Source organism: Dactylosporangium aurantiacum (genome assembly GCF_000716715.1).
Classification (GTDB): domain Bacteria; phylum Actinomycetota; class Actinomycetes; order Mycobacteriales; family Micromonosporaceae; genus Dactylosporangium; species Dactylosporangium aurantiacum.
Map to the genome: position 1 here is coordinate 34304 of NZ_JNYJ01000050.1, position 20970 is coordinate 55273.

Sequence of the window (20970 nt, forward strand, 5' to 3'; positions counted from 1 at the left end):
GCTAGTGCGCCTCCGCGGTGTCCGGCACGCCCGTCCCGGAGGAGGGCTTGCCCGCCTGGTAGATGTCCGGCTCCAGGTAGATGATCCTGGCGATCGGCACCGCCGCCCGGATCCGGGCCTCGGCCGCGTCGATGCCGCGGGCCACCTCGCCCGCGGTCTCGTCGTGCCGGACCGCGATCTTGGCCGCGACGAGCAGCTCGTCGGGGCCCAGGTGCACGGTGCGCATGTGGATGAGCGACTCGACCTCGGGGCCGCCGACGATCGCCGCCCGGATCTGGGCGATCTGCTCCGGGGACGCGGCCTCACCGACGAGCAGGCCCTTCATCTCCACCGCGAGGATCGCGGCGACCACGATGAGCAGCAGGCCGATCGCCGCGGTGCCGATGCCGTCCCAGATGCCGTCGCCGGTGATGAGCGTCATGCCGACCCCGAACAGCGCGAGGACCAGGCCGACCAGGGCCGCGAGGTCCTCCAGGAGGATCACCGGCAGCTCCGGCTGCTTCGCCCGGCGGATGAACTGCCACCAGCCGGCCTCGCCCTTGATCTTGCGGGTCTCCTGGATCGCGGTGCGGAACGACAGGCTCTCCATGACGATCGCGGCGACCAGCACGGCCACCGGGACCCACTGCCACTTGTCGATCGGCTCCGGGTGGCTGATCTTGTGCCAGGCCTCGTACAGCGCGAAGATGCCGCCGACGAAGAACAGCACGACGGCGACGACGAACGCGTAGACGTAGCGCTCCCGGCCGTAGCCGAACGGGTGCTCGGCGTCCGCGCGACGCTTGGACTGCCGGCCACCGAAGAGCAGCAGCCCCTGGTTGCCGGAGTCGGCGACCGAGTGGATCGACTCGGCCAGCATCGACGACGACCCGGTGAGCAGGAACGCCACGAACTTGGTGACCGCGATGCCGAGATTCGCGAACAGCGCCGCGACGACGGCCTTCGTCCCGCCCTCTGTGCTCATGGACTGACCAGCTCCTTCATCTCGGACACGGCGGGCACGGCCATGGGGTCGAAGCCGTGCGCGAGTCCAAGATAGATCGAAGCGAAGTCCGGCACCGCGACGAGAGACGCAAGTCGCTCCAGGGCAGAGCCGCCCTCGGCGGTGATGAGGCTGACCCGCACGCCGCGGCGCTCGGCGAGCTGCTGGACCGCCTCGGCGCGCTTCTCCTCCACGACCGACGGCTCGCCGTCGGCCTCCTCCTCGTCGGCGGACAGGCCGCCGTCGCGGAGCAGCACCAGCCGCAGCCGGGTCACCGACTCGTCCTCGTCGGACGGGTCGGCGAAGATGTCCCGGCCGGCCTCTGCCAGGCCGCCGTAGACGCCGTCGAGCAGGCCGACCCGGCCTCGGCCAGCCTCGCCCAGGGCGCCGGCGACTGCCGGGTAGCGGGCGTTGGCGGCCAGGGTGTCGCCGAAGCGGCGGGCCGCGACGTTCGCCAGCGGCGAGGAGCCCCAGACGATCGGCACCGACAGCGCCAGGTCCAGCGCGAGGCTCTTGCCCGGGTTGACGAACGACTCGAGCGTCATGCGGCACCGGTCGGCGTCGGCGTCCAGGCGCGCGGCGGTCTCGGCGAAGTCCGCCTCGTTGACCTTGACCAGGCCGAGCTGCCGGCCGGCCAGGAGCACCGGCACGGCCAGGCCCCACAGGCTGGCCCGGGCCGGCGCGCGGCGCGGCACCGGGATGAACGGCGCCCGGAAGCGGTCGGCGAGCGCGTGCAGCTGCGTGTCCGGGGCGCCGATCGCGACGAGCCGGGCGCCGCGGCGGCCGGCGGCCTCGGCCGCGGCCAGGGCCTCCGGGGAGCGGCCGGACGCGGAGACGGCGATGACGACGTCGGCCGCGCCGACCCAGCCCGGGATGCCGGCGCTGCGGTGCGCGAGCACCGGCACCGGGCAGCGCGGGCCCGCCACCGTCTCCAGGATGTCGCCGGTGCGCGCGGCGGTGCCGACCCCGGCGATCACGACGGCGCGGGGCCGGCCCTCGTCGGCCAGGGCGCTGAGGTCGGTCTCCGCCGCGAGGGCCGCCGACTCGCGGACCTGGGCGCCGGCGGACGCGGTGGCGCGCAGCATGCCGCCCGGGTCGTTGCGCTCCAGGGCGGCGGCGTCGTCCAGCAGCGACAGGTCGATCTCGCGGTGCCCGCGCACGCCCGCGGTGCCCTCCAGGGGGTTCATGCGGCACCGCCCTCGGGCAGCCGGGCCTCGTCGAGCAGCAGCACCGGGATGCCGTCCCGGATCTCGTAGATCCGCCCGCACTGCGTGCAGGTCAGCGTCTGGGCTGCCTCGTCGAGCGTCAGCTCCGCGTGGTGCTCGTCGGGACAGCGCAGGATGGAAAGCAGGGCGGGGTCGACGGACACGTCTCTTCCAACTCCTTCGAACGGCGATCGTCAGCGGCGGATGACGTCAAGCATTTCATCGCGCAGGGCTGCCATCCGCTCCGCGGTCGGCGCCTCAACGTTAAGCCGCAGCAGCGGCTCGGTGTTGGACGGCCGCACACTGACCCAGCTGCCGTCGGGGAAGTCCAGCGTGATCCCGTCGAGGCGGTCGACCGGCACCGGGTAGGCGGCCTCGATCTCGGCCAGCTTCGCGGCCGGGTCGGCGACCGTGGAGTTGATCTCCCCGGAGTCCGCGTAGCGGACGTAGTCCTTGGTCAGCGCCGACAGCGGGGCGCCCTGGCCGCCGAGCATCGCCAGGGTGTGCATGGCGGCGAGCATGCCGGTGTCGGCACCCCAGAAGTCGCTGAAGTAGTAGTGCGCGGAGTGCTCCCCGCCGAACACGGCGCCGGTCCTGGCCATCTCGGCCTTGATGAACGAGTGCCCGACGCGGGTGCGCACCGCCACCCCGCCGTGCTCGCGCACGATCTCCGGCACCGCCCGGGAGGTGATGAGATTGTGGATGATCGTGGCGCCGGGCGCCTTGGCCAGCTCGCGGACCGCCACCATCGCGGTGATCGTCGAGGGTGAGACGGCCTCGCCGCGCTCGTCGACGACGAAGCAGCGGTCGGCGTCGCCGTCGAAGGCGAGCCCCAGGTCGGCGCCGGTCTCGCGGACCTTCGCCTGCAGGTCCACCAGGTTGGCCGGCTCCAGCGGGTTGGCCTCGTGGTTGGGGAACGAGCCGTCGAGCTCGAAGTACAGCGGGACGATCGTCAACGGCAGGCCCTCGCCGAGCACGGCGGGCACCGTGTAACCGCCCATGCCGTTGCCGGCGTCCACGACGACGGTCAGCGGGCGGATGCCGGTGAGGTCGACCAGGCCGCGCAGGTAGCTCGCGTAGGCGTCCAGCATGCCGCGCTGCTCGATGCCGCCCACCCGGCCGCCGGCCGGCGGCTCGCCCCGGCCCTCCAGGATGGCCTGCGCCCGGTCGCGGATCTCGGCCAGACCCGAGTCCTGCCCGACCGGCTTCGCGCCCTGCTTGCACAGCTTGATGCCGTTGTACTGCGCCGGGTTGTGGCTGGCGGTGAACATCGCGCCGGGCAGGTCGAGGGTGCCGGAGGCGAAGTACAGCAGGTCGGTGGATCCGAGCCCGGCCTCGACCACGTCGGCGCCCTCGGCACGCGCACCCGCCGCGAACGCCGACGCGAGCGCCGGACCGGACTCGCGCATGTCGTGCGCGGTCACCACGCGCTCGGCGAACTCGCCGCGGCTGCGCAGCGTCTGCACGAACGCCCGGCCGAGCGCCTCGGCGACCGGCTCGTCGAGCTGGTCGGGCACCGTGCCCCGCACGTCATAGGCCTTGACGATCCGGCTCAGGTCGATCACAGTCCGTGCTCCTGTCATGGTCGCTGCTCTCGGTCGAAGCCTAGTGCGGTGACGTTCCGCGCACGTGTCAGTCCGGAGTTGCCGGTGTTAGTTCACGTCGCGAGTGTGGTAACAGGTCGGATGTGGCCGAGGAAGGTAACTCCATCAGGGCGATCATCGCCGCGTTCGCCGCCAACCTCGGCATCGCCGTGAGCAAGTTCGTCGCGTTCCTCTTCACGGGGTCCTCGGCGATGCTCGCGGAGGCCGTGCACTCGGTGGCCGACACCGCCAACCAGCTGCTGCTGCTCCTCGGCGGCCGGCGGGCCAAGCGGGAGGCCTCCTCCCTGCACCCCTTCGGCTACCAGCGGTTCCGCTACTTCTACGGCTTCCTGGTCACCCTGGTGATCTTCCTCGTCGGCGGTGTCTTCGCCCTGTACGAGGGGTGGGAGAAGCTGCACTCCCCCGAGCCGGTCGAGTCGCCGGCGTGGGCGTTCGGGGTGCTCGGCGTCTCCATCGTGCTGGAGTCGTTCTCGCTGCGCACCGCGGTGCACGAGGCGCAGCCGGCCCGGCGTGGGCTGCCGTGGCTGCGCTTCATCAGGACCACCCGCTCGCCGGAGCTGCCGGTCGTGCTCGCCGAGGACTTCGGGGCGCTCACCGGCCTGCTCTTCGCCTCGGTCGGGATCACCCTCGCCGTCGTCACCGGCGACGGGCGCTGGGACGCGCTCGGGACCATCGCCATCGGCCTGCTGCTCGTCGTCATCTCGATCACCCTGTCGCAGCGCATGCGCAGCCTCCTGATCGGCGAGTCCGCCGACGAGGAGACACTGCGCCGCATCGAGGCGGCGATCGAGGCCGAGCCGCTCGCCACCCGCATGATCCACCTGCGCACCATGCACCTGGGCCCCGACCAGCTGCTGATCGCGGCCAAGGTCGCCTTCGACCCGGCCGAGACCGTGGGGCGGGTGGCGGAGGCGATCAACCGGGCCGAGGCCCGCATCCGCGAGTCCCTCGACGACGAGTGCTTCGTCTTCCTGGAGCCCGACGTGTGGGACCAGCGGCTGCACGAGACGCAGGACCGGCCGCCGGGCTCCGCCCCGACTAGAGCTGCAGGCCCGTCAGGACCATGACCCGCTCCTCGGTGTAGTCGGCCATCGCGCTGGCCAGACCCTCACGGCCGACGCCGCTGGCCTTGGCGCCGCCGTAGGGCATCTGGTCGGCACGGTAGCTGGGCACGTCGCCGACGATGATGCCGCCGACGTCCAGGACGCGGTGCGCCTCGAACGCGCGGTCGAGCCGGCGGGTGAAGACGCCGGCCTGCAGCCCGTACCGCGAGTCGTTGACCGCGGCGAGGCCGGCCTCGTCGGACGCGACCCGCTCCAGGACCAGGACCGGGCCGAAGACCTCCTCGGCGACGACCTTCGCGCCGGCCGGCACGCCGGTGAGCACGGTCGGCGCGTAGGCGGCGCCGTCGCGGGTGCCGCCGGTGAGCAGCTTCGCGCCGGCCGAGACCGCCTCGGTGACCCAGGACTCGACCCGCTGCGCGGCGTCGTGGCTGATCAGCGGGCCGACGTCGGTGGCGTCCTCCCATGGCGAGCCGGTGACCTGCGCCTCGACCGCCGCGACCAGCCGGTCGGTGAGCGCGTCGAAGTGCCGCTCGTGCACGTACACCCGCTGCACGGCGATGCAGCTCTGCCCGGCCTGGTAGTTGGAGAAGGTGGCGATGCGGGTCGCGGCCCAGTCCAGGTCGTCCCAGTCCTCGCAGACCAGGACCGCGGCGTTGCCGCCGAGCTCGAGGGTGACGTGCTTGCGCGGCACGGCGTCGCGGATCTGCCAGCCGACCGGACCGGAGCCGGTGAAGGACACCACCGGCAGGCGCGGGTCGGCGACGAGGCCCGGGGCGCGGTCGTTGGGGACCGGCAGGATCGACCACATCCCCTCCGGCAGGTCGGTCCCGGCGAGGATCTCGCCGAGCAGCAGAGCGCTGAGCGGGGTGGCCGGCGCGGGCTTGAGCACGATCGGCGCGCCGACCGCGATCGCCGGGGCGACCTTGTGCGCGACCAGGTTCAGCGGGAAGTTGAACGGGGCGATGCCGAGCACCGGCCCTTTCGGCACCCGCTTGACCAGCGCGATGCGGCCGGTGGCGGCGGGGTCGGTGTCGAGGCGCTGCACGGTGCCGGAGAAGCGGCGGGCCTCCTCGGCGGCCCAGCGGAACGTCGACACCGCCCGGCCGACCTCGCCGCGGGACCACTTCAGCGGCTTGCCGTTCTCCCCGGTGATCAGTCGGGCGACCTCCTCGGCGCGCTCCTTGAGCCGGGCGCTGACGTGGTCCAGCGCCGCCGCTCGGGCGCTCGCGGGCAGGGCGGCGGCGCTCGCACGGGCCGCCGCGGCCGCCGCGACGGCCTCCTCGACCTGCGCCGGGGTGGCGTTGGACGTGCTGCCGACCACCCGGCCGTCGAACGGGTGGCGGATCTCGACGGCGTCGTCGCTGGTCGCCGGTCGGCCGGCGATGTAGAACGGGGTCACACCCGCCAGCCTACGCCGCCGCCCGCCCGTTCACGACGCGGAAACAGTTGCCCAAAGGGTTGTGCGCTGCGGAATCGATGGAAGGATGTGGCTGCCGGCACTCAAAGGAGTGGACATGACCAAGCAACTGCAGAACTTCATCGACGGCGCCCACGTGGAGCCCGCCGACGGCCGTTATTCGGACCTGATCGACCCGTCGACCGGTGAGGTGTTCGCCTCCGCCCCGGTCTCCGGCGAGGCCGACGTGGACCGCGCGGTGAAGGCGGCCAGCAAGGCGTTCGAGACGTGGCGGGACGCCACCCCGGCGGAGCGCCAGCGCGCGCTGCTGAAGCTGGCCGACGCCATGGAGGACCGCGCGGCCGAGCTCATCGACGCCGAGTGCCAGAACACGGGCAAGCCGCGGGCGCTGACCACCAGCGACGAGCTGCCGCCCGCGGTGGACCAGGTCCGGTTCTTCGCCGGCGCCGCCCGCGTCCTGGAGGGCAAGTCCGCCGGGGAGTACATGAAGGGCCACACCAGCTACGTGCGCCGCGAGCCGATCGGCGTCTGCGCGCAGGTGACCCCGTGGAACTACCCGCTGATGATGGCCGTCTGGAAGATCGCGCCGGCCCTCGCGGCCGGCAACACCGTCGTGCTCAAGCCCTCCGACACCACCCCGGTGTCGACGCTGCTGCTGGCCGAGCTGGCCGCGGAGTTCCTGCCGCCCGGCGTGCTCAACGTGGTCACCGGCGACCGGGACACCGGCCGGGCCCTGGTGTCGCACCCGACGCCGCAGTTCGTGTCGATCACCGGCTCGGTGCGCGCGGGCCGCGAGGTCGCCGGCGCGGCCGCGCCGATGCTCAAACGCACCCACCTGGAGCTCGGCGGCAAGGCGCCGGTCGTGGTGTTCGACGACGCCGACCTCGAGGCGGCCGCCGAGGCGATCGCGGTCGCCGGCTACTTCAACGCCGGGCAGGACTGCACCGCGGCCACCCGCGTGCTGGCCGGCCCCGGCATCTACGACGACTTCGTGGCCGCGATCGCCGAGCAGGCCGCCGCCACGAAGACCGGCGCGCCCGACGACGAGGACGTGCTCTACGGCCCGCTGAACAACGCCAACCAGCTGGCCCGGGTGGCCGGTTTCCTCGACCGGCTGCCGGACCACGCGAAGCTCGACGCGGGCGGCGCCCGGGTCGGCGACAAGGGGTACTTCTACGCCCCGACCGTCGTGTCCGGCCTGCGCCAGGAGGACGAGATCATCCAGGACGAGGTCTTTGGGCCGGTCATCACCGTGCAGCGCTTCACCGACGAGGACGAGGCGGTCCGCTGGGCCAACGGCGTCGAGTACGGGCTGTCCTCCTCGGTCTGGACGAAGGACCACGGCCGGGCCATGCGGATGACCCGCCGGCTCGACTTCGGCTGCGTGTGGGTCAACGCCCACATCCCGATCGTCGCCGAGATGCCGCACGGCGGTTTCAAGTCCTCCGGCTACGGTAAGGACCTGTCCATGTACGGGCTGGAGGACTACACCCGGATCAAGCACGTCATGCACAACATCGAGCTGTGATGACGGCGTCCAGCGACATCCACAAGCGGCGCGGCGCGGCGGTCGCCCGCGGCGTCGGCAGCATGATCTCCTCCTACGTGGACCACGCGTCGGGCGGCACGCTGACCGACGTGGACGGCCGCGAGTGGATCGACATGGCGGCCGGCATCGCCGTGACCAACGTCGGCAACGCCTCGCCGAAGGTGGTGGAGGCGGTGCGGCGGCAGGTCGAGCGCTTCACCCACACCTGCTTCATGATCGCGCCGTACGAGGGGTACGTCGCGGTCTGCGAGCAGCTCAACGCGCTGACCCCGGGCGCGTTCGAGAAGCGCTCGGCGCTGTTCAACTCCGGCGCCGAGGCCGTGGAGAACGCGGTGAAGATCGCCCGGCACGCCACCGGGCGGCAGGCGGTCGTGGTGTTCGACCACGCCTACCACGGCCGCACGAACCTCACGATGGCGCTCACCGCGAAGGCGATGCCCTACAAGCACGGCTTCGGCCCGTTCGCCGGGGAGATCTACCGGGTGCCGATGTCGTACCCGTTCCGCGACGGGCTGTCCGGCCCGGACGCGGCCTCGCTCGCCATCGGCATGATCGAGAAGCAGGTCGGCGCCGACCAGGTCGCCGCCGTGCTCATCGAGCCGATCCAGGGCGAGGGCGGGTTCATCGTCCCGGCGCCCGGGTTCCTGCCGGCGATCGCCGCGTGGGCCCGTTCGGCCGGGGCGCTGTTCGTCGCCGACGAGATCCAGACCGGCTTCTGCCGCACCGGCGAGTGGTTCGCCACCACCCACGAGAGCGTGGAGCCCGACCTCGTCACCACCGCGAAGGGTATCGCCGGGGGGCTGCCCCTGGCCGCGGTGACCGGCCGGGCCGCGGTGATGGACGCGGTGCACGCCGGCGGCCTCGGCGGCACGTACGGCGGCAACCCGATAGCCTGCGCGGCCGCGCTCGCGTCGATCGAGACCATGCGCGAGCTCGACCTGTGCGCCGCGGCGCGACGGATCGAGTCGGTCATGCGGCCGCGCCTGGAATCCCTCGCCGCGGCGCACCCGGTCATCGGCGACGTCCGCGGCCGGGGCGCCATGCTCGCCGTGGAGATCGTCGTGCCGGGCTCGGCGGAGCCCGGCGCCGTGACGGCGGAGCGGGCCTACGGCCGGGGCGCCCCGCTGGGCGCCACCCCGGACGCGGCGAGGACCGCGGCGATCCAGAAGGCGGCGCACGAGGCCGGCCTGCTGCTGCTCACCTGCGGCACGTACGGCAACGTGATCCGGTTCCTGCCGCCGCTGGTGATGGACGACGCGACCCTGCACCGCGCCCTGGACGTGCTGGAGTCGGCGCTGTAGGTACCCCGCCTCGGCGGCCGGGAGCGTTCAGCCCCGGCCGTCGAGCAGCGGGCGGCGCGGGTCCCAGGGGTCGCCGCGGCGCCGGCGGGCGATCGCGGACAGGGCCTCCAGCACGACGCGGTTGGCCAGGTACGCGGTGATCTCGGCGTGGTCGTAGGGCGGCGACACCTCGACCACGTCGACCCCGACGACCGGCAGCTCGTAGCAGCACCGGCGGACCGCGTCGAGCAGCTGGCGGGCGGTGAGGCCGCCGGGCTCGGGGGTGCCGGTGCCGGGGGCCATGCCGGGGTCGACCACGTCGACGTCGACGGACAGGAAGACGCCGTCGCAGTCGTCGGTGGCGATCGCGAAGGCCTCGGTGAGGCAGTCGTCGAGCCCGCGGGCGACGATCTCGGTCATCTCGTAGGAGCGCATGCGCTGCCGCGCCATCCAGTCGAGGGTCTCCGGGCCGGGCCAGTACCCGCGCAGCCCCAGCTGCAGGAAGCGGTCGCCGCGCACGGCGCCGGACTCGATGAGCCGGCGCATCGGCTGGCCGTGCCCGACCAGGGAGCCGAACTCGGTGTCGCCGGTGTCGGCGTGCGCGTCGAAGTGCACGAGGGAGACCCGGCCGTAGCCGAGGTGGCGGGCCACGCCGGTGGCGTCGGGCCAGGCGATGGTGTGGTCGCCGCCGAGGATCACCGGGATGGCGCCGGCCGCGGCGACCCCGGCGACCGCGTCCTGCAGCGCGGCGATCGAGCCGGCCGCGTCGCCGGAGAACATCTCGACGTCACCGGCGTCGTAGACGCGCAGGTCGCGCAGCGGGTCGACGCGCAGCGCGAGGGACGGCCGGGAGCCGTCGTGGGCGAGATAGCAGGCCTGCCGGATGGCGCCCGGGCCGAAGCGGGTGCCGGGGCGGTGGGAGGTGCCGCCGTCGAACGGCGCGCCGATGATGACGACGTCGGCCTCGGGCAGCGCGGCGAGGTCGCAGGCCGGTACCCCGAGGAACGTGATGTCCGGCCCGTACATCGGCCCGTATCTGGTCATTGCTCCTCCCGTATCCCCCAGGGCGAGCCGTACGCGGTCAGCAGCTCCAGGAACGGCTTCGGCGGCAGCGCCTCCGGTCCGAGCACGCCGCGGCCCGACCAGGTGCCCGCGGCGAGCAGCTCCAGGGCGACGACCGGGTTGATCGCGGTCTGCCACACGACGGCCTGGGAGCCGTACTCGCGCATCGACCAGGCGTTGTCCATGACGTGGTACAGGTAGGTGCGGCGCGGCGAGCCGTCCTTGCCGATGCCGGTCACGAGCGTGCCCGCGCAGGTCTTGCCGTGCATGCGGTCGCCGAGGCCGGCCGGGTCGGGCAGGCAGGCGGCGACCACGTCGCGGGGCGCGACCTCGACCCCGCCGGCGCGGACCGGGCGGGTGCTGTCCAGGCCCAGCTTGTGCAGGGTCTTGAGCACGTCGATGAACTCGTCGCCGAGGCCGTACTTGAACGTGACCCGCTCGGCGCTGACCCAGCGCGGGATGAGCAGCACCTCCTCGTGCTCGACGTTGACGCACTCGACCGGGCCGATGCCCGCCGGGAAGTCGAACACCTCCGGCTCGGAGAACGGCGCCGTGGTGTACCAGCCGCGCTCACGCTCCCAGATGACCGGCGGGTTCAGGCACTCCTCGATCGTCGTCCAGATCGAGAACGACGGCGCGAAGTCGTAGCCCTCGACGACGAGGTTCGCGCCGTCGCGGACGCCGATCTCGTGCACCTGGGCGAAGAGCTCGTCAGCGGCGTACCGGGCGAACACGTCGGACAGGCCCGGCTCGACGCCGATGCCGACCAGGGCGAGCCGGTCCGCCGCCTCCCACCGCCCGGCGGCGGCGAACTGCTCGTCGCCGAGCTTCACGCCGGTCTGCGAGTACGGCCGCTCCGGGTGCGGTTTCGACAGGGACATCGCCATGTCGAGGTAGTGCGCGCCGGCGGCGAACGCGCCCTCGAAGATCGGCATGACGAACCGCGGGTCGACGGCGTTGAGCACGTGCGTGATGCGGTGCGCGACGCACAGCTGGTGCACCGCGGCGGCCGAGGAGGCGTCGAGCTGGACCGCGGTGAAGCGGGCGTCCATGACGGCGGCCCGGGCCCGGTCGAGGGAGTAGTCGGCGACGACGCACGCCTCGAAGAAGTCGCGGCGGGCGGCGATGCGCACGGCGGCGGAGCCGACGCCACCGGCGCCGACGATGAGCAGACGCATGCGCTAAGCCTTCCGACGCATGTTGGGGAGCTGGCCGATGAGCACGACCAGGAAGGAGATGACGAACATGGCGGTGCCGATCACGTTGATCTGCGGCGGGATGCCTCGCTGGGAGGCGCCCCAGACGAACATCGGGAACGTGACGACGCTGCCGGAGTTGAAGTTCGTGACGATGAAGTCGTCGAAGGACAGCGAGAAGGACAGCAGGGCCGCCGCGACGATGCCGGGCATGACGAGCGGCAGCGTGACCCGCAGGAACGTCTGCGTCTCGTTGGCGTAGAGGTCCATCGCGGCCTCCTGCAGCCGCGGGTCGAGCCCGGCGAGGCGGGCCTTGACGGTGACGACCACGAACGACAGGCAGAACATGACGTGGGCGATGACGATCGTCCAGAAGCCGAGCTGCACGCCGGCGGCGACGAACAGGGCCAGCAGCGAGGAGCCCATGACGATCTCGGGCGTCGCCATCGGCAGGAAGATCAGGGTGTTGGTCGCGGCGCGCCCGCGGAACGTGTGGCGGGCCAGGGCGAAGGACATCAGCGTGCCGAGGATGACCGCGCCGAGCGTGGCGAGCGCGGCGATCGCGATGCTGAGCCAGAAGGCGTGGCCGATGCCGGCGGCGCCGAACGGGTCGGCCCAGTGCGCCCAGGTGAACCTGTAGTTCTCCAGCGAGTACGGCGCGTTGCGGCCGGCGTCGCGGAACGACATCGCGGCGACCACGCCGATCGGCACGAACAGGTACAGCAGCACGAGCAGGCCGATCCCCATGACCCAGTGGTCGGCGACGTAGCGGCGCAGGCGATGCAGCATCAGAGCACCTCATCCGTTCCGGCGCGCCGCACGTAGACGAAGACCAGCACCAGGATCGCGGCCATGAGCGTGAACGACAGCGCGGCGGCGCTCGGGTAGTCGCCCACCTTCAGGAACTTCGACTGGATGACGTTGCCGATCATGTACTGGCGGTTGGTGCCGAGCAGCTGCGCGTTGATGTAGTCGCCCGCGGCCGGGATGAACGTGAGCAGCGTGCCGGCCACGACACCCGGCATCGACAGCGGCAGCGCGACCCGGGTGAAGCGGGCGACCGGCCGGGCGTACAGGTCGCCGGCGGCCTCCAGCAGCCGCGGGTCGAGCTTCTCCAGGCTGGCGTACAGGGGCAGCACCATGAACGGCAGGAAGTTGTAGACCAGGCCGGCGATCACGGCCGGGGTGGTGGCCAGGAGCCGGCCGTCGGGCAGCGGCACGTGCAGCGCGTTGAGCGTGGACACCACCCAGCCGTTGTCCGACAGGATGACCTTCCAGGCCAGGGTGCGGATCAGGAAGCTGGTGAAGAACGGCGCGATCACGCACACCAGCAGCAGGTTCTTCCAACGGCCGCCCTTGAGCGCGATCGCGTACGCCAGCGGGTAGCCCAGCAGCAGGCAGATGACGGTGGTGAGGGCCGCGTAGCCGAGCGAGCGCATGAAGTGCGGGAGGTACTCGGCGGCGGCGTCGGCGTAGTTGCTGAACTGCCACGTCATCGCGTAGCCCTCTTCGAGCGAGCCGCTCGGGTCGTAGAGGCTGGTCGCGAAGAGCTGGATCGCCGGCACCGCGAAGAACAGCAGCAGCCACAGGCCGCCGGGCAGCAGCAGCACGTACGGCAGCCACCGCCTCCTCGGCTTCGCCAATTTCGCCGGTGTACCGGCGGGGGCCCCGGCCCCGACATGACCCAACGCGCTCATGCCGCCACCTCCGCTACGCTCCGGCGCCGCCCTGAGCTCCACACTGAGCTGCTGATTCGCAGCTCCTCGCTCCGCTGCGGGCCGCTCATGCGAGGGCCTCGGCGTCGACGACCGGCGCCACCGTCTGCCCTTCGGGACGCGGCAGCAGGAACGCGTGCTCGGGGCGCCAGTGCACGGTCACCTCGCCGGCCACCGCGAGCGGGGCGGCGACGCCGGAGTTGGGCGAGAACACGGTCAGCTCGTCGCCCCAGGCGGGCCGCACCAGGTACTGGGTGCTGACGCCGACGTAGGAGGAGTCGGTGATGATGCCGGTGACGGACTGGTGCCCGGACGGCACCTTGTCCAGCCCGGTCGCGAGGTGCAGCTTCTCCGGGCGCACGCCGAGCCACCCCGGGCCGTCCGTGACCCGGCAGCGGGCGGCGGGCACCGAGAAGCGGGCGCCGTGCGACTCGACCAGGACGTCGTCGCCGGAGCGGCCGGTGACCGTGGCGGCGAACAGGTTGGACTGGCCGAGGAAGTTGGCGACGAAGGCGGTGCCGGGGAAGTCGTACATCTCCACCGGGCTGCCGAGCTGCTCGATCCTGCCGGCGTTCATGACCGCGACCGTGTCGGCCATGGTCATGGCCTCCTCCTGGTCGTGGGTCACGTGCACGAACGTGATGCCGACCTCGGTCTGGATCCGCTTGAGCTCGACCTGCATCTGCCGGCGCAGCTTCAGGTCGAGGGCGCCGAGCGGCTCGTCGAGCAGCAGCACCTGCGGGTGGTTGATCAGGGCCCGGGCCAGGGCGACGCGCTGCTGCTGGCCGCCGGACAGCTGCGACGGCTTGCGCTTGCCGAACCCGTCGAGGTCGACCAGGTGGAGCATCCGCTCCACCTGGTCGGCGATGCCCTTGACGCCGCGCCGGCGCAGGCCGAACGCGACGTTGTCGGCGATGGACAGGTGCGGGAAGAGCGCGTAGCTCTGGAACACCGTGTTGACCGGGCGCTTGTACGGCCGCAGCCGCGTCACGTCCTGGTCGCCGAGCAGGATACGGCCGGTCGTCGGCTCCTCGAGCCCGGCGATCATCCGCAGGGTCGTGGTCTTGCCGCAACCGGAGGCGCCGAGCAGGGCGAAGAACGACCCCTGGGGCACCGTCAGGCTGAGATCGTCGACGGCGGTGAACGCGCCGAACGACTTCGTCACGCCGACCAGGTTGAGGTCGGCACCGCTCGCTCCGTATGGCTGCTCGGTCATCGGCTCAGGCCCCCGAGATCGCTTCGAACTTCGCCGAGAACTTCTTGTCCTCGTCCTCGGTGAGGGCCTTGAACGCCTTGGTCTTGGCGAGCGTCGCGGCGTCCGGGAAGATCAGCTGGTTGCCGGCCAGGTCGGGGTCGAGCTTCTGCATCTCGTCCTGCGCGCCCTGGACCGGGCAGATGTAGTTGACGTACGCCGCCAGCTCGGCCGCGACCTTCGGGTCGTAGTAGTAGTCGATGAGCTGCTCGACGTTGCCCTTGTGGGTCGCCGTCGACGGGATCAGGATGTTGTCCGACCACAGCATCAGGCCCGACTCGGGCGTGACGAACTTGACGTCCTCGTTCTCGGCGCTGAGCTGGATGACGTCGCCGGACCACGCGATGCAGGCCGCGAGGTCGCCCTTGTTGAGGTCTTCCTTGTAGTCGTTGCCGGTGAACTTGCGGATCTGGCCGGAGTCCACGGCCTTCTTGAGCTTCTCCAGCGCGGCGTCGAACTCCGCCTCCGTGACGGTGCCGGGGTCCTTGCCCTGCGACATGAGGATCAGCCCGACGGTGTCGCGCATCTCGGAGAGCACCGCCACCTTGCCCTTGAGGTCGGCGCGGGTGAGCAGCTCGTCGATGGTGCGGACCTCTTTGGTGACCTTCGCGTTGTACGCGATGCCGGTGAGCCCCGACTGCCATGGCGCGGCGAACTTCATGTCCTTGTCCCACGGCCGGTTGCGCAGGGTCGCGAGGACGTTCTTGGTGAAGTTCGGCGTCTTGGCGTTGTCGAACTGCTGGACCCAGCCGAGGCCGACGACGCGGGAGGCCATCCAGTCGGTGAGCACCATGACGTCGCGGTCGATCGACTGGCAGGCCTGCAGCTGGTTGCGGACCTTGCCGAAGAACTCGTTGTTGTCGTTGACGTCCTCGTTGTACGTGACGGCGATGCCGGTCTTCGCGGCGAACGCGTCGAGGGTCGGCCGCTTCGTCTCGTCCTTCTCGTCGACGTCGATGTAGAGGGGCCAGTTGGAGAAGGTCAGCTTCTTCTCGGTGGCGGAGACGTCGGTGGCGACGCACGCCGCCTTCTCCGCCTCGGTCTTCTTGGCGGGCTTCGTGCCGCAGGCGGCCAGGCCGCCGCCCGTCGCGATGAGGGCACCACCGGCGAACAGACCACGCATCAGGGTCCGGCGCGACAGGCCGGTGGCATTGAGGACCGCGGCCGCTTCTGCGGAGAGCGGCGGGCGAGAGGGGTTTCGCACGAGGGCTCCTACGGATCTCGGGCCGGAACCTTGGGGGGCGGTAACCGACGACCGATCCTGACACGAGGTGCCATCGCAGACAAGGGATTCCGTTGTCACGATCGAGCCGCACAACGAAAAGCGCCATATGGTCAAACCGAGGTTACCGTCGTCACCCGGCTGAAATACGGGCCCTAACGACGATCGCTTCCTGGCTCATCACGAATCCGCAGAACGGCACGGATCAAGCTATGGAATTAGTTGCCAACTGCCGGGTCATGGGCAAGAATCCACACGTGACCGAGCCCGTCCTTGACGACGTCAACAAGCGGATCATCGAGCAGCTGCAGCGCGATGGTCGCATGTCCTACGCCGCCCTCGCCAAGGTCGTGGGCCTGTCCGAGGCGGCCGTCCGCCAGCGGGTGCAGCGCCTGCTCGACACCGGGGTGATGCAGATCGTGGCTGTCACGGATCCGCTGACCCTGGGCTTCGCCCGGCAGGTGATGATCGGACTGAAGGTCGAGGGCGACCTGCGACCGGTCGCCAAGGCCCTCGCCGCGGTGCCGGAGATCGACTACGTGGTGATCTGCGCCGGCGGCTACGACCTGCTCGTCGAGCTGGTCTGCACCGACGACGAGCACCTGCTCAACCTTCTCAACGACACGATCCGGAGCATCCCTGGCGTGACCGCCACGGAGACCTTCGTCTACCTCAAGCTCGCCAAGCAGACCTATGCGTGGGGGACCCGATGACCGATCAGCAGCCCGACGCCGCGCGCCTCGACCAGGCCGCCCGCGATCACCTCTGGATGCACTTCACCCGCCTGTCGGCCTATGCCGAGGCGCCCGTCCCGGTGATCGTCCGCGGCGACGGGCCGTACATCTACGACAGCAACGGCAAGCGCTACCTCGACGGCCTCGCCGGGCTGTTCGTGGTCCAGACCGGGCACGGCCGGCACGAGCTCGCCGAGGCGGCCGCCAAGCAGGCCTCGGAGCTGGCGTACTTCCCGCTGTGGTCCTACGGGCACCCGAAGGCGATCGAGCTGGCCGACCGGCTCGCCGACCTGACCCCCGGCGACCTGAACCGGGTCTTCTTCACCACCGGCGGCTCCGAGGCCGTCGAGAGCGCGTGGAAGCTGGCCCGCTCGTACTTCAAGCGCACCGGCAAGCCGATGAAGACCAAGGTGCTGTCCCGCTCGATCGCCTACCACGGCACGTCGATGGGCGCCCTGTCGATCACCGGGATCCCCGTGCTGAAGCAGGAGTTCGAGCCGCTCGTGCCCGGCACGTTCCGGGTGCCCAACACCAACTTCTACCGCCGGCCCGACGAGTCGATGACCGAGGAGCAGTTCGGCGTCTGGGCCGCGGACCGCATCGCCGAGGCGATCGAGTTCGAGGGCCCGGAGACCGTCGCGGCCGTCTACCTTGAGCCGGTGCAGAACGCCGGCGGCTGCTTCCCGCCCCCGCCCGGGTACTTCCAGCGGGTCCGCGAGATCTGCGACCGCTACGACGTGCTGCTCGTGTCCGACGAGGTCATCTGCGCGTTCGGCCGGCTCGGGGAGTACTTCGGCGCCACCCGCTTCGGCTACCAGCCCGACATCATCACCGTCGCCAAGGGCCTCACCTCCGGCTACGTGCCGCTCGGCGCCATGCTCGCCTCCGAGCGGCTCGCCGAGCCGTTCCTGGACGGCGCCAACTGGTTCGCCCACGGCATCACCTACGGCGGTCACCCCGTCGGCTCCGCGGTGGCGCTGGCCAACCTGGACATCTTCGAGCGCGAAGACCTCAACGGGCACGTGCGGACCAACTCGCCGCTGTTCCGGTCCTACCTGGAGCGCCTGTACGACCTGCCGATCGTCGGCGACGTGCGCGGCGACGGGTACTTCTTCGGCATCGAGCTGGTGAAGGACAAGGCGACGAAGGAGACCTTCAACGACGAGGAGTCCGAGGCGCTGCTGCGCGGCTTCCTGTCCAAGGCCCTCTTCGACGCCGGGCTCTACTGCCGCGCCGACGACCGCGGCGACCCGGTGATCCAGCTCGCGCCGCCGCTGATCTGCGACGAGGGCCACTTCGCCGAGATCGAGCAGATCCTGCGCTCGGTACTGACCGAGGCATGGGCGCGCCTGTAAGCCGCACCAGCGTCCGCCGGCTGCCCGAGCTGCAGGTCGACGATCCGGCGGTGCTGCACGGCATTCTCGACGCGGGGACGGTCGCCCAGGTCGCGATCGTCCACGATGGACAGCCGTACGCGATTCCCGTCGCGTACGGCCGGTCCGGCTCCTCGGTGCTGTTCCACGGCTCCACCGGCAGCCGGCTGTTTCGCACCCTCGCCGGCGGCGCGCCGTGCTGCTTCACGGTGACGCTGCTGGACGGCCTGGTCCTGGCCCGCAGCGCGTTCGAGACCTCGATGCACTACCGGTCGGTGATGGCCCTGGGCCGTTGCACGGTCGTCGAGGACAAGGTGCCGGCCCTGCGCACGATCAGCGAGCACATCCTGCCCGGCCGGTGGGCCGAGGTACGGCCGCCCTCACGCAAAGAACTGGCCGCCACCCTGGTCCTCGCACTGCCGCTCACCGAGGTCTCCGTCAAGGTGAGCGCCGGCCCGCCGAGCACCTCCCCCGAGGACGCCGGATATGACGTGTGGACCGGGGTAGTGCCGTTTCGCGTTGAACGCGGCGAACCGATCGAGTGCGAGGAGGAATCATGAGTTTCTGGATGTCCGTGCTTCCTTCGGTGCCGCCGCGTGCCCCGTTGCCCGGCGACGTCGACGCCGACGTGGCGATCGTCGGCGCCGGGTACACGGGACTCTGGACGGCCTACTACCTCGCCAAGGCCGACCCGGCGCTGCGCGTGGTGGTCCTGGAGGCGGAGACCGCCGGGTTCGGGGCCAGCGGGCGCAACGGCGGCTGGTGCTCGGCGCTGTTCCCCCGGTCGGTGCCGGCGCTGGCCCGCACGCACGGGCTGGACGCCGCCCTGGCGCTCAACGCCGCCATGGAGTCCACAGTGGACGAGGTCGGGCGGGTCGCCGCGGCCGAGGGCATCGACTGCGACTACGCCAAGGGCGGCACCGTCGTCCTGGCGCGCTCGGCGGTGCAGCTGGAGCGGGCGCGGCGCGAGGTCGCCGAGGCGCAGGAACTGGGGATCGACCTGCGGTTGCTGTCGGCCGCCGAGGCGACCGAGCGGGTCGGCGCGACCAGCGTGCTCGGCGGCACGTACACGCCGCACTGCGCGGCGATCCAGCCGGCGAAGCTGGTGCGAGGGCTGGCCGACGCCGTCGAGCGGCTCGGGGTGCGCCTGTACGAGCGGACCCCGGTCACGGCGATCAGCGCCGGGCGGGCCGACACTCCACACGGGACGGTCCGCGCGCCGATCGTGGTGCGGGCCACCGAAGGGTTCACGCCCCGGCTGCCGGGGCTGCGCCGGGCGATCGCGCCGGTCTACTCGCTGATGATCGCGACCGAGCCGCTGCCCGCGTCGTTCTGGGCGTCGGCCGGGCTGGCCCACCGCGAGACGTTCTCCGACCACCGGCACCTCATCATCTACGGCCAGCGCACCGCCGACGACCGGCTCGCCTTCGGCGGGCGGGGCGCGCCGTACCACTTCGGATCCGCGGTCTCGCCGTCGTTCGACGCGTCGCCGCGGGTCTTCGCCGAGCTGCGCCGGGTCCTGGTCGAGCTGTTCCCGGCGCTCGGCGACGCCGAGATCGGGCACACCTGGGGCGGGCCGCTCGGCATCGCGCGGGACTGGATGGCGTCGGTCGGGCTCGACCCGGTCACGGGCCTGGCGTGGGCGGGCGGCTACGTCGGCGACGGGGTCGGCACGTCCAACCTCGCCGGCCGTACCCTCGCGGACCTCATCCGCAAGGTGGACTCGCCGCTGGTCGGCCTGCCCTGGGTGGGGCACCGCTCGCCGCGGTGGGAGCCGGAGCCGCTGCGCTGGCTCGGGGTCAACACCACCCTGCGGGTCATGACCGGCGCCGACGCGTCGGAGTCACGGACCGGGCGGCCGTCGCGGCGGGCCGCCCTCATGGCGCGCGTGCTGGGCGGCTGACGTGTCAGGGCTCGAGATCCTCCGGCGCCACCCCGAGCAGGTTGGCGACCTGCTCCAGGATCACGTCGTGGACCAGGTCTGCGAGGTCGTCGTGGTCCGCGGCGCGGAACTCCAGCGGCCGGCGGTAGAGCACGATGCGCGGTGGCACGCCGTGCCGGCCGGGACGGCCGGGCAGCAGCCTGGCCAGCGGCACCTCGCCGTCCTCCAGGACGTCGGAGTCGTAGACGTTCAGGTCCGGCGGGACGTCCTCGACGGCGAACTCGACGCCGGCCAGCTCGTTGGCGAAGCGCTGCTCCAGCTGCTCGACGGAGTCGAGGACCAGGTCGTCGAACATCTCCGCGCGGGTGCGGGACATCGGCAGGGAGGCGGGCACCAGCCGGCCGCGCAGCCCTCGACCATGCCGGTCGCGGCCGCGCCGTCCGGGACCGCTGCGTCGTCGATCGGGGCTCGCCACGCTGTCAGCGTAGCGCCACGACCGCGACGGCAGTGGTTCGGCGCCACCGTGCGATCGTCCATGCCACTTCGACGTGCCGTTCGTCAACCGGACGGGCGTGTCGGCGTGGTCACCACGGCGTGTCGTGAGGCTTCGGGGTTGGGCTGCGGCCCACGGAGCGATACGGTTCGGCCGTGAGGACCCCACGTCGATGCTCGCGCAACGGATGCCCCCGACAGCCCGTTGCGACGTTGACGTACATTTATGCCGAATCGACCGCAGTCGTCGGTCCGCTCGCGGCGTTCGCCGAGCCGCACTCCTATGACCTGTGTGAATCGCACGCCCGCGGCCTGACCGCACCCCGGGGCTGGGACCTGGTCCGGCACGAGGGTGAGTATGGTCCACCCCCGCCGTCCAACGACGACCTCGTCGCCCTGGCCGAGGCGGTCCGCGAGGCCGCCCGCCCCGCGCCGCACAAGGAGGACCCCGGCAACCACCCGCACCAGCAGGGCCGCCGCGGGCACCTGCGGGTCATTCCTCCGGACGCGTGAAGGGCGCCGGCCCTGCGGCCGGCGCCCTTCACAAAACCTGCGACCTGCTAGGCAGCGCGTCGTTTGAGCTTGCGACGCTCCCGTTCTGAGAGCCCACCCCAGATCCCGAAGCGCTCGTCGTGTCCGAGCGCGTACTCAAGGCAGTCCGCCCGCACCTCACAGCGTGAGCAGATGCGCTTGGCCTCCCGGGTAGACCCACCCTTCTCCGGAAAGAATGCCTCCGGGTCGGTCTGCGAGCACAAAGCGCGTTCTTGCCACTCCGGAGCGTTACCCAGCAGGTCGGCCACGACTGGTCGGCCGTCCATCAGCGTGCCTCCTTCTTGCGCGCCGGCGACGATGCCGGCGCAACCCCCCACGCGGAAGGCGCATGTCCTACAAGGTTGCTGTTCCTCGGCGCGGTGTTCTATATGTCCGAAAGATGGCCGACT

At 71.6% G+C, this 20970-nt stretch carries 21 protein-coding genes; 8 read left to right on the plus strand and 13 right to left on the minus strand.

The genetic code is table 11. The annotated features are described in order from the left end of the window. Position 1: 1 nt before the first annotated feature. From OP18_RS41125 to OP18_RS41140, 4 genes are read right to left on the minus strand one after another with little or no spacing between them, the layout of a single operon-like run. On the minus strand, positions 2–964 hold the full coding sequence (locus tag OP18_RS41125) for a cation diffusion facilitator family transporter (RefSeq protein ID WP_033364628.1): 963 nt from the start codon (positions 962–964) through the stop codon (positions 2–4). Next, the gene (locus OP18_RS41130) at positions 961–2169 is read right to left on the minus strand and encodes an SIS domain-containing protein (protein ID WP_033364629.1); all 1209 of its coding nucleotides are present in this window, start codon (positions 2167–2169) and stop codon (positions 961–963) included. Before OP18_RS41130 ends, OP18_RS41125 begins: the two co-directional genes overlap by 4 nt. Then, positions 2166–2351, minus strand: coding sequence for a Trm112 family protein (locus OP18_RS41135; protein ID WP_033364630.1), 186 nt, complete (start codon positions 2349–2351; stop codon positions 2166–2168). The genes OP18_RS41130 and OP18_RS41135 overlap by 4 nt, the downstream gene beginning before the upstream one ends. A gap of 30 nt (positions 2352–2381) precedes the next feature. Further along, the gene (locus OP18_RS41140) at positions 2382–3752 is read right to left on the minus strand and encodes a phosphomannomutase/phosphoglucomutase (RefSeq protein WP_033364631.1); all 1371 of its coding nucleotides are present in this window, start codon (positions 3750–3752) and stop codon (positions 2382–2384) included. Positions 3753–3874: 122 nt separating this feature from the next. Here OP18_RS41140 and OP18_RS41145 point away from each other — a divergent pair, with 122 nt between their 5' ends. Then, a complete protein-coding gene (locus OP18_RS41145) occupies positions 3875–4858 on the plus strand; it encodes a cation diffusion facilitator family transporter (RefSeq protein WP_052388099.1) in 984 nt (327 codons plus the stop codon). On the opposite strand, the gene OP18_RS41150 is transcribed toward OP18_RS41145, so the two are convergent. Further along, positions 4830–6254: an aldehyde dehydrogenase family protein gene (locus OP18_RS41150; RefSeq protein ID WP_033364632.1), complete on the minus strand. Its 1425-nt coding sequence runs from the start codon at positions 6252–6254 to the stop codon at positions 4830–4832. The two genes, OP18_RS41145 and OP18_RS41150, sit on opposite strands and share 29 nt — an antisense overlap. Before the next feature lie 115 nt (positions 6255–6369). Here OP18_RS41150 and OP18_RS41155 point away from each other — a divergent pair, with 115 nt between their 5' ends. Both OP18_RS41155 and gabT read left to right on the plus strand, forming a co-directional pair. Continuing rightward, on the plus strand, positions 6370–7800 hold the full coding sequence (locus OP18_RS41155) for a gamma-aminobutyraldehyde dehydrogenase (protein WP_033364659.1): 1431 nt from the start codon (positions 6370–6372) through the stop codon (positions 7798–7800). Beyond that, positions 7800–9122 (plus strand): 4-aminobutyrate--2-oxoglutarate transaminase, encoded by a 1323-nt coding sequence (gene gabT, locus OP18_RS41160; protein WP_033364633.1) that lies wholly within the window; start codon positions 7800–7802, stop codon positions 9120–9122. The genes OP18_RS41155 and gabT overlap by 1 nt, the downstream gene beginning before the upstream one ends. Before the next feature lie 27 nt (positions 9123–9149). On the opposite strand, the gene speB is transcribed toward gabT, so the two are convergent. The 6 genes from speB to OP18_RS41190 all read right to left on the minus strand — a co-directional run bounded on the left by speB (position 9150) and on the right by OP18_RS41190 (position 15530). After that, a complete protein-coding gene (speB, locus tag OP18_RS41165; protein ID WP_033364634.1) occupies positions 9150–10145 on the minus strand; it encodes an agmatinase in 996 nt (331 codons plus the stop codon). Beyond that, the gene (locus OP18_RS41170; protein ID WP_033364635.1) at positions 10142–11341 is read right to left on the minus strand and encodes a saccharopine dehydrogenase family protein; all 1200 of its coding nucleotides are present in this window, start codon (positions 11339–11341) and stop codon (positions 10142–10144) included. Before OP18_RS41170 ends, speB begins: the two co-directional genes overlap by 4 nt. Positions 11342–11344: 3 nt before the next feature. Beyond that, a complete protein-coding gene (locus tag OP18_RS41175; RefSeq protein WP_033364636.1) occupies positions 11345–12148 on the minus strand; it encodes an ABC transporter permease in 804 nt (267 codons plus the stop codon). Continuing rightward, positions 12148–13056, minus strand: coding sequence for an ABC transporter permease (locus OP18_RS41180; RefSeq protein ID WP_033364637.1), 909 nt, complete (start codon positions 13054–13056; stop codon positions 12148–12150). Before OP18_RS41180 ends, OP18_RS41175 begins: the two co-directional genes overlap by 1 nt. An 85-nt stretch (positions 13057–13141) precedes the next feature. After that, a complete protein-coding gene (locus OP18_RS41185) occupies positions 13142–14290 on the minus strand; it encodes an ABC transporter ATP-binding protein (protein WP_033364638.1) in 1149 nt (382 codons plus the stop codon). Positions 14291–14294: 4 nt separating this feature from the next. After that, positions 14295–15530, minus strand: a complete 1236-nt coding sequence (locus OP18_RS41190; RefSeq protein WP_245635703.1) for a polyamine ABC transporter substrate-binding protein — start codon at positions 15528–15530, stop codon at positions 14295–14297. A gap of 230 nt (positions 15531–15760) precedes the next feature. Between OP18_RS41190 and OP18_RS41195 the strand changes: the two genes are divergently transcribed. Genes OP18_RS41195 through OP18_RS41210 form a run of 4 tightly spaced genes read left to right on the plus strand, consistent with a single transcriptional unit; the run spans position 15761 to position 19558 of the window. Further along, positions 15761–16261 (plus strand): Lrp/AsnC family transcriptional regulator, encoded by a 501-nt coding sequence (locus tag OP18_RS41195; RefSeq protein WP_211273833.1) that lies wholly within the window; start codon positions 15761–15763, stop codon positions 16259–16261. Continuing rightward, the gene (locus OP18_RS41200; protein WP_033364661.1) at positions 16258–17637 is read left to right on the plus strand and encodes an aspartate aminotransferase family protein; all 1380 of its coding nucleotides are present in this window, start codon (positions 16258–16260) and stop codon (positions 17635–17637) included. The genes OP18_RS41195 and OP18_RS41200 overlap by 4 nt, the downstream gene beginning before the upstream one ends. Continuing rightward, on the plus strand, positions 17622–18215 hold the full coding sequence (locus OP18_RS41205; protein ID WP_052388101.1) for a pyridoxamine 5'-phosphate oxidase family protein: 594 nt from the start codon (positions 17622–17624) through the stop codon (positions 18213–18215). Before OP18_RS41200 ends, OP18_RS41205 begins: the two co-directional genes overlap by 16 nt. Beyond that, positions 18212–19558: an NAD(P)/FAD-dependent oxidoreductase gene (locus tag OP18_RS41210; RefSeq protein ID WP_033364640.1), complete on the plus strand. Its 1347-nt coding sequence runs from the start codon at positions 18212–18214 to the stop codon at positions 19556–19558. The genes OP18_RS41205 and OP18_RS41210 overlap by 4 nt, the downstream gene beginning before the upstream one ends. Positions 19559–19562: 4 nt before the next feature. On the opposite strand, the gene OP18_RS41215 is transcribed toward OP18_RS41210, so the two are convergent. Then, the gene (locus OP18_RS41215; RefSeq protein WP_033364641.1) at positions 19563–20012 is read right to left on the minus strand and encodes a metallopeptidase family protein; all 450 of its coding nucleotides are present in this window, start codon (positions 20010–20012) and stop codon (positions 19563–19565) included. 173 nt (positions 20013–20185) lie between these two features. Between OP18_RS41215 and OP18_RS41220 the strand changes: the two genes are divergently transcribed. Continuing rightward, positions 20186–20542 (plus strand): DUF3499 domain-containing protein, encoded by a 357-nt coding sequence (locus tag OP18_RS41220; protein WP_033364642.1) that lies wholly within the window; start codon positions 20186–20188, stop codon positions 20540–20542. Between the two features lie 47 nt (positions 20543–20589). On the opposite strand, the gene OP18_RS56075 is transcribed toward OP18_RS41220, so the two are convergent. After that, positions 20590–20847: a WhiB family transcriptional regulator gene (locus OP18_RS56075; protein ID WP_033364663.1), complete on the minus strand. Its 258-nt coding sequence runs from the start codon at positions 20845–20847 to the stop codon at positions 20590–20592. Positions 20848–20970 lie beyond the last annotated feature (123 nt).